The sequence below is a fragment of the Sorangium sp. So ce362 genome, from assembly GCF_051519845.1.
Classification (GTDB): Bacteria; Myxococcota_A; Polyangia; order Polyangiales; family Polyangiaceae; genus Sorangium.
The window spans coordinates 1,451,230-1,465,329 of the sequence record NZ_CP150332.1 but is presented as its reverse complement, the minus strand read 5'-3'; the positions used below and the strand labels follow the sequence as shown (position 1 = coordinate 1,465,329).

The window sequence follows — 14,100 nt, the reverse complement described above, 5'->3', positions numbered from 1 at the left end:
CTGAGCGGCTCGAGCCGCTGACCCCTCCTCCGGCGGCGCGGCCCGCGTCCGGACGAGCAAGGGATGCTGCGGCTTTCGCGGACCGAATGGTGCTGGGCGGTTGACGCTGGCGCGCGAGCGCTTGTAGATACGGTCACATCTGAACGGAGGACGACGAAAAATCATGATCCTGAATCGACGCTATGTTGCGCTGGCCTCCATCTGCCTCACGTCGATGCTCGGAGCGTGCGGGGATGACGATGTCGGCGATTCCGGTCCCGGCACCACCTCCAGCGGTACGAGCACGTCATCGGGCACGGGGGGTGAGGGCGGGGCCACGTCGTCCACCTCCTCGGGCACGGGGGGCGAGGGCGGTGACGGCGGGACCGATGGGACCGGCGGCACCGGCGGCACAGGCGGTGGCACCGGCGGCACAGGCGGTGGGACCGGTGGCACAGGCGGCACCGGCGGCACCGGTGGGACCGGCGGCACAGGCGGTGAGACCGGCGGCACAGGCGGTGGCACCGGCGGTGAGGGCGCTACCTCCGCCGTCGGAACCGGCGGCGCCGGCGGTGCTGGCGGCGCCGGCGGTTCCGGCGGCGCCGTCGGAACCGGCGGTGCTGGCGGCGCCGGCGGTGCTGGCGGCGCCGTCGGAACCGGCGGCGCCGGCGGTGCTGGCGGCACTGGCGGCACTGGCGGCAGCGACGGCGCCGGCGGCGCTGGCGGCGGACCGGCCTACGCATTCCAGCAGGTGGACGGATTCTCCACGCCGGAGAGCTGCTACTGGGATCCGGAAGACCGGCTCTGGTACGTATCGAACATCGGTGGAGAGGGCGAGGCGGGCTGGATCAGCCGCCTCGACGAGAACGGCACGGTGCTCGACGCGAGGTGGATCGAGGGGCTCGACGATCCCAAGGGGATCCGGGTCTTCGAAGGCGTCCTCTACGTCACCGACGTCAACCGCGTCCTCGGCATCTCGGTCGCGGACAGCAGCGTCACCGTGTACCCCATCCCGGAGGGCCTGTTCGTCAACGACGTCGCCGTCGACGAGGGCACAGGTCAGCTCTACGCCTCCGACACGGCCGGAAACGTCATCTATCGACTCGACGTCGGTGCCCCCACGAGCGCCGAGCTCTTCCTGGCGTTCGACGACGTTGTCGGCCCGAACGGCGTGCTCGTCGACGGCGGGTCGCTCCTCGTGGCGGGCTCGGGGGGCAGCACGGACGATGAGCCCGGGGAGCTCCTCTCCATCGATCTCACCGACAGGACCATCACGCGCATCGGCGATCTCGCCGGCAAGCTCGACGGGGTCGAGAGGGACGGAGACGCCTTGTGGGCGTCGGAGTGGACCTCGGGCAAGGTCTTCCGGGTCTCGGCCGACGGCACCTGGACGATCGCGTACGACCTGGCCGCGGATCACGCCATCACCTCGGCCGCGGACATCGGCTTCGATCCGGAGCGCCGCATCCTCTGCGTCCCCGATCTGAGCACCAGCGTCGCGTTCATCACCGTGGAGTAGGCCTGCCCGGCCCGGCGACGCAGGGCCGGCCCCGCCCGGCCCCTGAGCCGGTCCAGCCGGGCGCGCCTCCGCGGCCCAGCGCCCCTCCGCGCCCCGGCCCGGGCGCTCGCCGCCCCGGCGCTGCGGGACGCCGCGCGCCGCCCGGCGCCGGCGCCCCCTCGCCCGGCGCTCGAAGGCGGGCCGCCGGTCGGGTACGCTGCGCGCCGGACATGAAACGACATGAAACAGCCCGCGCCGCGCTCCCCTGAAGCCTCCGCCCCCGAGGCCCACGCGAACGCGCCCTCGCGGCCGTCGCCGCCGTCCTCCAGCGCCCCGACCCAGGTCCAGAAGCCGCGCTTGCCCGACGCCTTCGGGGAGGCGCCGACCATCCTGTACGTGCCGAGCGGCGAGCCCGGCCCCACCCCGGGCGCTGCCTCGCCCCGCGCCCCCGGCGCGCCGCGCGGAGGCGCCGCAGCGCCCGGCGACCGGGAGCGCAGCGTCATCGACGATGTCACCCTGCGCATGCCGCCCCGGGCCGGCGCCGCGGGCGGGGAGCACGACGACCGCACGCTCAAGATGCCCGCGCGGCCTTCGCGGGCCGCCGAAGAGGACGACTCTCCGACCGTCAAGGCCGAGCCCAAGGCGTCCTACGCCGAGCTGGACGCCGAGGCGCAGGAGGGCCAGCCTCAGGACTTCAAGTCGGCCGCCCGCGCCTTCTTCAAGCGCCACCACAAGAAGCTCTGGTGGCTGCACACCGCCTACGCGCTCAGCCTCGGCGCCTTCGTTGTGACCTTCGCGCAGAAGGGGTTCCAGCACGCCCGCTTCCTCGCGGTCTCGGTCAGCGTCGCCTGGCTGCTCGTGATCCTGTTCTTCCGGCTCTTCGGCACCGGCGCTCGCCAGGACTTCGCGACGGCGTGGCGCGGCGCCCGGCTGCGCTTCCTCGTGATGACCTATGTCCTGAAGAACCTCTATCAGGGCATGCTCTTCTTCCTCCTCCCGTTCTACTGGAAGAGCGCCAGCCTCGACGCGCCGAACCGGTGGTTCGTCCTCCTCCTCGGCGCCTGCGCCGTGCTCTCGACGCTCGATCTCGTCTTCGACCGCGTGCTCATGCGCTGGAAGACGCTCGCCTCGGTCTTCTACGGGGTGACGCTGTTCGCCTGCCTGAACCTCGTCATCCCCGCGCTCCTCCCGGACACCCGGACGCTCTACACGCTGCTCTCCGCCGCCCTCGTGTCCGTGCTCGGCTTCTGCACGCTGCACCTGCCGTTCGGCGCGCTCTGGAGCCGGATGGGCGCGGTGTTCCTCGTCATCGCGGCGGCCGCCGGGGTCGGGCTCGCCTACGGCACGCGGGCGATCATCCCTCCGGTGCCGATGCACCTGTCCTCCGCGGCCGTGGGCCCCGCGGTGCTCCCGGACGGCCGCCTTGACATGTACGTGAAATCATTGCATTTTTCTGTGATCCGGGAGCTCCGCGCCGTGACCGACGTGGTGGTGCCGGGCGGCGACGGCGATCGCCTGCTCCATGTCTGGCGGCACGAGGGGCGCGAGATCCTCCGCGCGCCGGAGGAGACGCTGCGGGTCCCCGGGCCGGAGGGCGCGGTGCGGCTCAAGTCGCAGCTCGTGGGCGGGAGCCTGCCGCGCCGCCTGGCCGGGCACTGGACCGTGGATGTCGAGACCCAGGACGGCCAGCTCGTCGGCCGCACCGCGTTCGAGGTGACCGAGTGAAGGCGCCGCTCCAGGGCGACGGGGCCGGCGCCGCGCAGCGGGCGCGCTGGGTCGACGTCGGCAACATGGCGAACGGATTCCTCGTGTTCGGCAACGTCGTCACGGGCTTCATCGCGATCGGCAACGTCGCGCGCGGGTTCATCGCGATCGGCAATGTCGCCGTCGGCGTCATCGCGATCGGCAACGTCGCGTTCGGCGTCGTCGGCGGGTTCGGCGCGACGATCGCGGTCGGCGCCTTCGCCGCCGCGGGCGTGCTCTCCTTCCCGGTGCTCGACGGGACGGCGGGCGTGGCCAGCGCGCTCGATCTGCACCTGGTCCTGTCGGTGTTCCCGATCTGCCTCTGGTTCCTCGCCGCGCGCCTCTTCCCGGGGCGGCGCGCGCCCCGCCTGGGCCCGAGCCCCGAGCTGACGCCGCTCCGCGCGCTGCTCCGCGGCGACCGCCCCGAGGGCTGGGTCCGCGCGCGCGTCGAGCGCGCGGGCGGCGGCGCGCTCCGGCTCACGCAGGGCGGCGCGCGGATCGAGCTGCCGGCGACGCCGGAGGCGCTCGGCGCGAGCGGGGCGCTGCTCCCGGAGGGCCGGGGAGCGCGGCTGTTCGCGTACGTGCGGGCGGAGGAGCACGTCCGCGGCGGCGAGGGCGGCTACCGCGAGGCGCAGCAGCGCGAGCGGGTCCTCACCGTCGCGGATCTCGTGGAGCCGCCGGCGTGGGTGGCGCCGTGGATCAACGGCGGCGAGACGCAGTGGTGGCTTTCGCGCGCGTGGGACGTGGGGGTGGTGGTGGCGGTGGTGCTGAGGGCGGCCCAGCTCGTGGCGGGCGCGATGGGGTGAGCGGCGAGCTCACCGTGCCACGTGGTAGGGGTCGCACTTGCCCGAAGAGAGCTCACATGAAGGCGGGAAGGCGGGATGATTACTGAGCTTTTCTTCCCACCTTCATGTTCAAATAGGACCACGACCACCGCTCCCACACCTCTACCCTGATTTCCTCGGCTCACCCCTCCACGAGCGCCGGGCTCCCGCTGTACACCACCGCGTCGAGCAGCCGCTCCTCCCGCACCAGCGCGAGCGCCGGCGCCTCCCGGCGTAGCGAGATGCTGCCGCCCGGATCCGCGAACCCGCACGCCTCCGCCCCCCGCAGCGAGCCGATCTCCCAGAGCGCCTCGGCCGGCGTCCCCCCGTCCTCCGGCCGCAGCGTCACGCGCTTGCCCGTCCGCAGCCGCTCGCCCAGCTCGACGCCCCGCAGGTCCTCGAACGGATCGGTGATCACGTGGCTGTCGATCCCCACGCACAGCCGCACGCCCGCCCCGCGCAGCGCCCCCACGTCGGGCAGCCCGTCGCCGAGGTCGCGCTCGGTCGTCGGGCACAGGCACGCGAACGCCCGCGCCGCGCCGAGGAGCGCCGGCTCGTGCGGCGCGAGGTGCGTCGCGTGCACCGCCACGAAGCGCTCGCTCAGGACCCCGCGCTCGGCCAGGAGCTCCACCGGGCGCCGGCCCGTCTCGGCGAGGCACGCCTCGATCTCGGCCGGCTGCTCGGCCACGTGCATGTGCACCATGAGCCCGCGCTCCTCGGCGTACCGCGCGATCTCCCCGAGCCACGCCGGGGGCACCGCGCGGACGCTGTGCGGCGCCACCCCGACGCGCACGTCCTCGCAGCCCGCGTAGCGCGCCCGGAGCGCCTCGATGTCCGCGAGCGCCGCGTCGAGCGAGCCGTCCGAGAACCGCCGCTGCGCCCCCTCGGGCGCCCGGCCCGCGCCCGCGCGCGCGTAGACGACCCGGAGGAGCGCGATCCGGAGGCCCGCCGCGCGCGCCGCCTCGATCACCGCGTCCGCGAGGACCGTGCGATCCGCGTAAGGCGCGCCGTCGGGCTGGTGGTGCACATAGTGGAACTCGCCCACGGTGCGGACGCCCGCGGCGCGGAGCTCGCGATAGGCCACCTTCGAGATGGCATGAATGGACTCCGGCGTGAGCGACCCGGCGAGCGCATACATCGCGCTGCGCCACGACCAGAAGTCGTCCGCCCCCGTCGGCCCCGGCCGCTGCGCCTCTCCGCGCATCCCGCGCTGGAACGCGTGGGAATGGGCGCTCACGAGCGCCGGGAGCTCGATGGCCCGCGCGGTCAGCCTCATGGCCGCTCGCCCTACCACGCCGGGGAGGCAGGAGAAAGGCGCCGGCCGCCCTCACGAGGGCGCATCGAGGCGGCTCGGCGAGGGCGCCGGCAGCCACGCGGAGGGCGAGCGGCAGGCAGCTGGCGTCACGCCTTCAGCTCGACCTCGAGCTCGGGCAGCCCTTCCAGCTTCACCTCGGCCTCCGGGGCGGGCGGCGGGGGGGCGTCGACCTCCTCGCGGCGGGCCGCCATGACCGTCAGCGCGCCCGGGAGGCACTCGACAACGAGGGGCGTTGTCCCGACCTCCTCGCCGTCGATGAGCACGTCCTGGGGGGGATCGGTGGTGATGCGGACCCTCCGGGCGGCGAGGAACCCGATGTTGTCGCGCTCGGCCGCCTCGCCGTCGATCGCGGTCCTCAGGAGGTGCAGGCCGGTCGCGACCGCCTCGACAAGCGTCGTGGCCGACACGATGGTGATGTCGAGCAGCCCGTCGTCGGGGGACACCACCGGCGGCCCCTGCGCCAGCACCGTGCGCGCAGGCGCCATGTTCGCGACCGTCACCGCCACCGCGCGGCAGTGGATCCGCTGCTCGTCGGTCTCGATCTCGACCCCGAACGGCTCCAGGCTCATCAGCTTCTTCAGACCGGTGCTGATGTACGCGAGCACCCCCCAGCGCTGCTTGGCGTCCTGCGGGGTCTCGCCGACGGTATCGGCGTGGAGCCCGACCGCCGACAGCAGGATCATGGTCCTCCCGTTCGCGCGGGCGGCGTCGATGCGCGTCGGCGCGCCGTGGACGAGGACCTCGATCGCCCCCTCCAGGTCGTCCGGAATGCCCAGCGTAACCGCGATCGAGTTCGCCGTTCCGAGCGGCAGGATGCCCAGGCAGGTGTCGGTCCCGAGGAGCGCGGACGCCACGCTCGAGATCGTCCCGTCGCCGCCCGCCGCGATGACCAGGGAGGCGCCCTCGCGGCGCGCCGCCTCGGCGCACGCGGCGGCGCTGCGGTCCGCGCTCGTCTCGTAGACGCTCAGCGCGAACTCGCGCTCGAGCCGCGCAGGAAGCGACTCGACCGCATCGCCTGCATGGCCAGCAGCAGGGTTGAAGATCAGCGCCGCTCTCCGCTCTGTCATCGCCGTATCCTAGACCGCCGCACCGGTCGAAACCCCAAGAAAGTTCGACAGGTAGGCCGCGGGTCGCCGCGCCGGAGCCGGCGTGACCGAGCTCGACCCTCGTCGCGCCCTGCCGCTCGCTCGCCCGGCGCTTCCCGGGGGGTTGTGCCTGCGTGCGCCATTGTCGTGACACGAATGCCCCGCCTCGCGGCGCTCGAGCGCTTTTGGAGAGGCGATGGCACGGCAATTGTAGATCCGTAGTACCCATGAGGTTTCAACGAATCGGTCGACTGGCTTGCCTTGCGCTCGCGCTCCTGGGCGCAGGGATGCTCACCGCGTGCGGCGACGGCTCGGCGGGTGGCTCCGGGGGCAGCGGCGCCGCGGGCGGCGAGGGCGCCACCGGCGGAGCCGGGGGTACGGGCGGCGAGGGTGGGGGGGACGGCGGCGAAGGAGGAGGCGGAGGAGGAGGCGGAGGTGGCGGCGGCTACGAATGGCCCGTCGACACCTACCCGATCGAGATCACCCCGTCCGCGGACTGGAAGAATCAGCTCGAATTCCCCTTCGATCTCTTCGCGGCGTACTCGACGTACGACGGGCCGTCGTGGGTGAAGTTCACCGTGCTGATGCACGACCCCACCAAGGTCTATTACCAGAACAGCAACGAGTTCCCGTTCCACGGCGAGTTCGCCACCGCGCGGCTCGACCCGTTCTTCGGCATGTCGCAGGACGAGTACGACAAGGTCTCGCTCCACGAGGAGGGACAGCAGGCGATCCTCGGCGCGGTGCTCATCTCCCCGAATGCGGTCACCGAGCCGGAGTACGGCATCCAGCTGGTCCGGCAGGACGCCTACGATCCCGAGATGGCGCGCATCGTCCTCCAGCTCGTGAAGGACAGCATCGTCGCCCCCGACGGAGCGCCGCCCGTCTCCTTCTATTTCCCGACCCACGAGCAGGCCGGGGCGGCCGCGGCGAACAGCGCGTTCTTCGCCGAGCGCGGGTTCCCCGTGAGCTCGGTCGAACGGTGGCTGAGCGGCGACGCGTGCTACTCGACGGGCTGGGCCGTGGGCCGGCTCCGCTATGTCCCCCCGGACAGGATCGACGCCGCCTACGCGAGCGGCGATCTCCGGCCCGAGGACATCCTCCTCACCGACTCCATCCCGGCGGAGGTGCCTTATGTGGCGGGCATCATCTCGCTGTCGCCCTCGACCCCGAACGCGCACACCGCCCTCCTGGCGACGTCCTTCGGCATCCCGTTCGTGTACGTCGGCGACCCGGCCACCGCGGAGCAGGCGAAGGCGCTCGACGGCAAGGAGGTCGCGCTGCGGGCCTCGCTGGAGTGGGGGGTCGTGTGCCGCGCCGCGCTCTTCGACGCCGAAGGGATGGCGCCGGCCGACAGAGAGCAGCTCCTCTCGCTGAAGCGGCCCGGCGATCTCGGGATCCAGCCCAAGGAGCCGCTCGGCGCCTATTCCGGCTCCACCGAGGATCTCGGCCCCGCGGAGGTCGTCCACTTCGGGGGCAAGGCCGCGAACTACGGCCTGCTGCGGGACGCCATCCCGGAGAGCTCCGATGTCGCGGTCGCGCTGTCGTTCGATCTCTGGGACGATTTCCTCGACCAGGTCATGCCCGGCGGCAGCACGCTGCGCGCCGAGATCGCGGAGCGCCTCGGAGGCTACAGCTACCCGCCCGACATGCGGGCGCTCAAGGCCGATCTCGCGGCGATCCGCGAGCGGATCACCAAGGAGACCGCCTTCTCCGCGGGGCAGCGGCAGGCGGTCGAGGCGGCGATCGCGGACTTCACGCCCACGAGGAAGATCCGGTTCCGCAGCTCGACCAACGTGGAGGACAGCGCCGTCTTCACGGGCGCGGGCCTCTACGACAGCTACAGCGGCTGCCTGGCCGACGACCAGGACGCCGACGACGCGGGGCCGAGCCTCTGCGACGCCGGCGAGGACGCGGAGCGGGGCGTGTTCCGCGCGATCCGCAAGGTGTACGCGAGCTTCTACAACGACAACGCCTTCCTCGCCCGGCTCCTCTATGGCGTGAACGAGGACCAGGTCGGAATGGGCGTCCTCGTCCATTACTCCTATCCTGACGAGAACGAGATGGCGAACGGCGTGGCCACGCTGTCGCGGGGCGTCCCGCCCTCGGACGAGATCAAGATCGTGACCCAGCTCGGGGCGACGTCCGTCACCAACCCGGAAGGGGGAGCGCTGCCGGAGGTCGTCACCGTGAGCGGCCTCGATGGCGACACCTACGTCCAGCTCCGCTCCGGCTCGACGCTCGTCCCGCTCGGCGGCCACGTGATGCAGTGGGAGGACGACTACCGCGCGCTCACCGCGCTGCTCGGCCGCGTCGAGGAGAGGTTCCGGGAGGTGCACCCGAGCAAGACGACGTTCCTGCTCGATTACGAGTTCAAGAAGATGAAGCCCGGGGAGCTCGTCGTGAAGCAGGTGCGCGAGGTCTCGCTCCCGAACACGACGCCGAGCCTCACGCCGTTCCTGCTCGCCGAGCCGCGGGAGCTCTGCACCTTCCAGGGCGAGGTCGGCAACGTGTTCGCGAACCACCGGCTCAAGGTGCGCGCGCGCCTCTCGGCGAAGGGCGCGTTCCTCACGCCGGAGGCCCTCGCCGGCACCCTCTTCGAGGACGCGACCCTCGACTACCTCTCCGGCGGATCGGTGGCGACGCTGTCCGGGAGCCCCGCGGCGTGGCCGGCCGCGTCGCACGCGTACGCCGACCAGACGGTCACGGACGCGTTCGTGGACGGCGCCGGGGCCTCGGCGGTCACCTACGCGCTCGCCGCCTCGCCCGTGTCCGAGCTGCTGCCGCCGTCGGTGGGGCCGCTCGTCGCGTTGCGCGATTTCCAGCTCATGTTCCGCGCCGACTACGCCACGCCCTTGCCGTCGCTCGACTGGGACGGCACGCCGCTCAGCGTCTCGTCGGAGACGGTGCACCTCGACGCCTGCCCCCCGGAAGGTCCCCCCGTCGAGGGCGCGCTGCTCCAGGAGCGCTCGCTGTCGTCGGAGTCCGGACTCGTGGTGGAGACGTCGTTCTACTGGCCGCCTTCCCCCACGGGCCCGACGGCGGGATACACAGCGCCGCTCCACAAGTGGGTGGAGACGCGCATCGAGGGGCTGACGAGCAGCCCGATCGTGCTGAAGGGCTATCACGCGCAGACGTACCACCCGGCGCACCACAACTTCTCGGAGGATTTCGTCTTCGAGCCCCGCCTCGAGCCCGGCCTGGACCCGGCGCTCCTCGCCGAGCTGGAGGGGAAGGACATCCGGCTGATCTACATCCGCACCTCCGATATCCCGGAGATGCTTCCGCAGATGTGGACCGCCGGCGCGGCGGGCGAGTTCAAGCGGATCGACTGAGCCCCTCCCGGGCGCTCCGCGGAGCCCCGGCGTGCCGCGCGGCCGCCCGGGGCTCCGCCGGGGTCGTCACTCGTCCTCCTCGCGCTCGTCCCCGAACAGCACCCCGACCTGGAGCTCGATCGCATCGAACGGCTCGGCCCGGACGCGCTCGCCCCGCTCCGCGCGGAGCGCCACGAGGTATCCCTCGGGGGTCCACCGGTACACGGTCATCGTCTCCTCCCTGGGATCGACGATCCAGTAATGAGGCAGCTGACAGCGCTGGTAGACACGCATCTTCTTGACCGTGTCGTTTCGCGCGTTGTCCGGGGAGAGCACCTCGCAGACCCAGTCGGGCCGGATCCGGACGGGGCTCCCGCTGGGGCGCTCCGGCGCGCGCTCGCGACGCCAGCCGACGACGTCAGGCCGGTATACCTGGTCCGGTGCGAGCTCGACCTCCACCTCGGTGGCGAACCACCATCCTCCGGGCCAGCGGCCGCCGGGGCGCCGCTGGAAGGGGATCTTCACGTGCGCGACGATGGCGGACTGCGCATCGCCGTGCTCGAACGAGGGCACGGCCTTCTGCATGAGCTCGCCGTCGACGATCTCGTGGAAGCGCTGCTCCTCGGGGATCGCCAGGAGATCCGGCACGGTGGCGGGGTGTGGCTTCTGCGCAGCGGTGGGCACGCATCGAGCATAGCGCCTCCGGGCAGGAGGTCGCGTCGATGTAATTTTATAAATAATTTCAATATCTTATACCCAACGTCGACAGCCGATCCAGGTCATCGCGCCGTGGACGGGGGCCGGCGCGCGGGGTTGACGCGCTGAGGCTGCGGGTGGACGAGCAGCGCCGGCTGTTACCGCCGACGAGGAGAAGATCATGAGCCTTTACGACAGCTCGTTCCCCCAGATGGCTCGCATGCTCGGCCAGGTGCTGGTCTGGCTCGACAAGGTAGAGGCCTGCGCGCAGCAGAAGAAGTTCGATCCGGAGGTGCTCCTCACCGCGCGCCTCGCGCCCGATCAGTGGGACTTCAGGCGTCAGATCCAGAACGTCATCGCCTGGCCCCCGAGGCTGAGCGCGCTCCTCACCGGCGGGGAGCCGCCGAAGCCCGAGACGGGCGACGAGACGATCGCCGCGCTGCGCGCGCGCATCGGCAAGGCGATCGAGCAGGTGAAGGCGCTGAAGCCGGAGCAGCTCCAGGGCGCGGAGGACCGCACCATCCCCCTCTTCTTCCTGCCGGGCAAGGGCATGAAGGCCGCGGACTTCGTGTTCCAGTTCGCGCTCCCCAACTTCTACTTCCACGCCACCACCGCGTACTCGATCCTGCGGCACAACGGGCTCGACGTCGGCAAGGCCGACTACATCGGATCGCTCGATCTCCGCGACATGTGACCGCGGCGGCCTCCCCCGCCCCGCCGGAGCGGGGCCACCGCCCTCCCCTCGGACCGGCGGTGGAGCGACTCGAGCGCCCACGAGAGCCAGAAGGCGCCCGGCGCGAGCCGCCGCTTCGCCTCCGGGGAGCGGGTCAGTACGCGAGCGAGACCGTCTTGCAGCCGAGGCCGAAGGCGTTGATGGCTCCGTCCTCCATGACATGAACCAGGTTCGCGACCTCGCGCTCACCGCAGCGGGTGTCCGGGAAGGCGTCGCCGCCGAGGCCGCCGACCCCCTCGGACGAGGAGACGGGTCCCACCTCGACGCGGAGAGCGGAAGGCTCCCCCTCCACGAGGAGCGGCGCGCAATCGAGGACGAGGCGGTCCACGAAATCGCCCACCCGGCCGCTGAAGCCCACCACCACCTGGTTCTCCGGGCACATCCTCGTCCAGGGGACCGAGCCATAGTCCCCCCGGTTCGGGGTGAGGTCGCCGGGTGTCGTGGTGAGGGTGGTTGGGCCGGTCCCGGCGAGGTTCAAATAACCACACTGCGCCTGGATCTGGCCATGGATGGACGCATCACCATCATCGTCGATCTGCCCCTGAGCGCCGACGATCACCTGTCCCTCCGGGCACGCGTCCATGAACACGTTGCCCATCGTCACATCGCCGCGCACCTCGGTGAAGGTCTGATCCGCGAGGACGACCCCCGTCGGCGCCGGGCAGGCCTCCCCCTCGCACGCCGCGCCCCCACCGCCGCCGGACGCGTCGCCGCCGCCGGCCGCGCCGCCGCCGCCGGAGGCGCCGCCGCCACCACCGCCGGATGCGCCGCCGCCTCGCCCCCCCGCGCCTCCGCCGTCGAAGGTGAGGCTGTCGACGCCCGAGATCGCGTTGCATCCAGCGAGAACGAGCACGGAGAGCTGCGCGGAGAGACCGAGGGAGCGGAGCATCACGGTGAAACGGAAGGCTACTCGATCCAGGGTCGACCCGGACAACTCACCCGCCCCAGTCGACCTTCGGCCTCCCCGGCGGCGTCACGTTCGGCATCTCGTGAAAGAGCGCGCGCGCGAGGTCGGGCAGCGGCGCGCACGCCTGCTCTCCCAGGTTGGTCAGCTCCAGCGGATCCTCCAGCACGTTGAAGCAGTGGAACTCGCCGTCCCACTCGCGCGCCTCGATCTTCAGCGGCCCCTGCATCATCCCCCAGTTGCGGAAGGAACACCCCCACACCCACGTGCAGTTCGTGAGCGGCACCGGCGCCACCGTGCGCTCCGGCCGCGTCAGCGGGTGCCCCATCATCCGGCCGCGGAACGGCGCGAGCCGCGGCTCGTCCCAGAGGCCCATCAGATCGAGGAACGTCGGCGCCAGATCGAGGTGCCACACGAACTCGTCCCTCGCGCCCGCGATGCTCGCCCGCTCCTCCGGGGAGAGGGTCCCCTCCGGGGCGTCGATCCACGTGGGGACGAGGATCTCCTCGTCCCACAGCGAGCTCGTGTGGCCAAGCTGCCAGTGCTCCCGGAACGACTCGCCATGATCCGACGTGTACACGAGGACCGTGCGCTCGCCGCTCGGCGTCCCGCGGATGTGCTCGATGAGCCGGCCGACCGCCATGTCCGACAGGTAAACGACGTTGCGATAGAAGTTCTTGAAATGCTCGTTCTTGTCCGGCGCCTTGCTCAGCTCGCTGGGCTGGAACGGCGAATGGAGCGGATCGCTCACGTACGGGAAATGGATGTTCGAGTAATGCACGACCGCGAAGAACGGCTCGACGAGCTCGCCCCACTCCGCGATCACGCGATCCGTGAGCTGCCGGTCGTAAGCGCCGTAATCGAGGTCGGCGCCCGGATCGAGCTGGGTCGCGACAACCCGGCGCGAGACCGGGATGTCCTGCACGTAGAGCCGGGCGTTCCCGAACATGAGGTTCTGGCTCGTCCAGTACGCCGTGTCCCACCCGGCCGCGTGGGCGTAGTCCCAGAGCAGCGGGGCGGAGCTGAGCACCGCGTGGCTCTCCGTCGGCGAGACGCCGGACCAGAGGTTCGAGATGGAGATGGCCGTCGTCGAGTCGTGGGCCCGCATCTGCAAGAGCGGCATGCGGCCCGGCGCGGCGGCGTTGGAGAACGGCGTCGCGAGCGCGCAGTCCGGGTCGTGCTCGACGCACGTCACGTCCGCCCGCTGGCTCTCCTGTAGAATGAGCACGACGTTCCGCGGCCGCGCGGGCCGCGCGGCGAGCCGCGGCACGCGCTCCGGGTCGCGGCGCTGCACCCGCAGATCCGACGAGTCGTCGGTGATGCCGAGGTGCTCTTTGACCACGGCGGTGACGCCGTGGAAGTAGATCATGTCGGCCGACGACGACTGGATCACCCGGTAGCTCACCGGGATCCTCGTCACGCCGGCCAGCGCGAGCGGCACGAGCACCGCGGCGACGCGCCGCCGGAGCCGCCGCGGGCGCACGAACCGGCGGGCAAGCCAGAGCGCCCCAAGGGCGAGCCCGAACGCGACGGCGACGTGGGCGAGCACGCGAGGGTGCCCGAGCGGGAGCGTGCCCACGATCGACCAGGGGATCGACTGCGAGTGGATCTGCGAGTCGATCGAGCAGTAGATATTGTAGAGGGCGTGAAAGCCGCCCTGCACGCCGCAGGCAAGCGTGAAGAGCGCCACGAACAGGGCGCCCGTCGCGCCGCGCATCGCGCCGCGGCGGCCCGAGGCGACGTAGAGCAGGACGCCCCAGAACCCCAGCGACACGACCACGGTCGCGGCGTATCCCGCCGCGTGCAGCCGGTCGAACGTGGTCATGTGACGACCCCGCCGCAGCACGTCCGCGACGAGGAACCAGAGCGCCGGCGACGCGAGGAGGGCGAGGCCGATCCAGCGGCGCCGGCGGCGCGCTGCCCGGCGCGCGGCGCGCGGGCGGCCGGCGGGGGACGCGGGCGGCGCGCCGGGCGCGGCGCCCTCTCGATCGAGGTCCGGCGCCATCCGG

10 protein-coding genes are annotated in these 14,100 nt (G+C 72.0%); 5 read left to right on the top strand and 5 right to left on the bottom strand.

The genetic code is table 11. From position 1 onward, the window contains the following. The first annotated feature begins 163 nt into the window (after positions 1-163). The 3 genes from WMF17_RS05775 (at position 164) to WMF17_RS05765 (ending at position 4,026) form a co-directional block, all read left to right on the top strand. Positions 164-1,498 (top strand): SMP-30/gluconolactonase/LRE family protein, encoded by a 1,335-nt coding sequence (locus WMF17_RS05775; protein ID WP_437600942.1) that lies wholly within the window; start codon positions 164-166, stop codon positions 1,496-1,498. Positions 1,499-1,717: 219 nt separating this feature from the next. Then, positions 1,718-3,202 (top strand): DUF5924 family protein, encoded by a 1,485-nt coding sequence (locus WMF17_RS05770; RefSeq protein ID WP_437600941.1) that lies wholly within the window; start codon positions 1,718-1,720, stop codon positions 3,200-3,202. Beyond that, positions 3,199-4,026, top strand: coding sequence for a hypothetical protein (locus WMF17_RS05765; protein ID WP_437600940.1), 828 nt, complete (start codon positions 3,199-3,201; stop codon positions 4,024-4,026). Before WMF17_RS05770 ends, WMF17_RS05765 begins: the two co-directional genes overlap by 4 nt. A gap of 160 nt (positions 4,027-4,186) precedes the next feature. On the opposite strand, the gene WMF17_RS05760 is transcribed toward WMF17_RS05765, so the two are convergent. Beyond that, a complete protein-coding gene (locus WMF17_RS05760; RefSeq protein WP_437600939.1) occupies positions 4,187-5,320 on the bottom strand; it encodes a formimidoylglutamate deiminase in 1,134 nt (377 codons plus the stop codon). Between the two features lie 125 nt (positions 5,321-5,445). Then, a complete protein-coding gene (locus WMF17_RS05755) occupies positions 5,446-6,426 on the bottom strand; it encodes a YegS/Rv2252/BmrU family lipid kinase (protein ID WP_437600938.1) in 981 nt (326 codons plus the stop codon). Positions 6,427-6,671: 245 nt separating this feature from the next. On the opposite strand from WMF17_RS05755, the gene WMF17_RS05750 reads away from it, so the two are divergent. Next, positions 6,672-9,779, top strand: coding sequence for a PEP/pyruvate-binding domain-containing protein (locus WMF17_RS05750; RefSeq protein WP_437600937.1), 3,108 nt, complete (start codon positions 6,672-6,674; stop codon positions 9,777-9,779). Positions 9,780-9,845: 66 nt separating this feature from the next. Here WMF17_RS05750 and WMF17_RS05745 read toward each other — a convergent pair whose 3' ends face one another. Continuing rightward, entirely contained in the window at positions 9,846-10,442 is a 597-nt protein-coding gene (locus WMF17_RS05745; protein ID WP_437600936.1) for a Uma2 family endonuclease, read from the bottom strand. Between the two features lie 193 nt (positions 10,443-10,635). On the opposite strand from WMF17_RS05745, the gene WMF17_RS05740 reads away from it, so the two are divergent. Continuing rightward, positions 10,636-11,148 carry a DUF1993 domain-containing protein gene (locus tag WMF17_RS05740; RefSeq protein WP_437600934.1) on the top strand — a complete coding sequence of 171 codons (513 nt, stop codon included), beginning with the start codon at positions 10,636-10,638 and terminating at the stop codon, positions 11,146-11,148. A 133-nt stretch (positions 11,149-11,281) separates the two neighbouring features. On the opposite strand, the gene WMF17_RS05735 is transcribed toward WMF17_RS05740, so the two are convergent. Both WMF17_RS05735 and WMF17_RS05730 read right to left on the bottom strand, forming a co-directional pair. Next, positions 11,282-12,079 carry a hypothetical protein gene (locus tag WMF17_RS05735; RefSeq protein WP_437600933.1) on the bottom strand — a complete coding sequence of 266 codons (798 nt, stop codon included), beginning with the start codon at positions 12,077-12,079 and terminating at the stop codon, positions 11,282-11,284. A 43-nt stretch (positions 12,080-12,122) separates the two neighbouring features. Then, positions 12,123-14,096, bottom strand: a complete 1,974-nt coding sequence (locus tag WMF17_RS05730) for a sulfatase-like hydrolase/transferase (protein ID WP_437600932.1) — start codon at positions 14,094-14,096, stop codon at positions 12,123-12,125. Positions 14,097-14,100: the final 4 nt, after the last annotated feature.

What these genes read in the sequence shown, in the direction of transcription:
- WMF17_RS05775 (WP_437600942.1), top strand. Translation starts at nt 164, where the DNA reads ATGATCCTGAATCGACGCTATGTTGCGCTGGCCTCCATCTGCCTCACG.
- WMF17_RS05755 (WP_437600938.1), bottom strand. Translation starts at nt 6,426, where the DNA reads ATGACAGAGCGGAGAGCGGCGCTGATCTTCAACCCTGCTGCTGGCCAT.
- WMF17_RS05770 (WP_437600941.1), top strand. Translation starts at nt 1,718, where the DNA reads ATGAAACAGCCCGCGCCGCGCTCCCCTGAAGCCTCCGCCCCCGAGGCC.
- WMF17_RS05730 (WP_437600932.1), bottom strand. Translation starts at nt 14,096, where the DNA reads ATGGCGCCGGACCTCGATCGAGAGGGCGCCGCGCCCGGCGCGCCGCCC.
- WMF17_RS05750 (WP_437600937.1), top strand. Translation starts at nt 6,672, where the DNA reads ATGAGGTTTCAACGAATCGGTCGACTGGCTTGCCTTGCGCTCGCGCTC.
- WMF17_RS05740 (WP_437600934.1), top strand. Translation starts at nt 10,636, where the DNA reads ATGAGCCTTTACGACAGCTCGTTCCCCCAGATGGCTCGCATGCTCGGC.
- WMF17_RS05760 (WP_437600939.1), bottom strand. Translation starts at nt 5,320, where the DNA reads ATGAGGCTGACCGCGCGGGCCATCGAGCTCCCGGCGCTCGTGAGCGCC.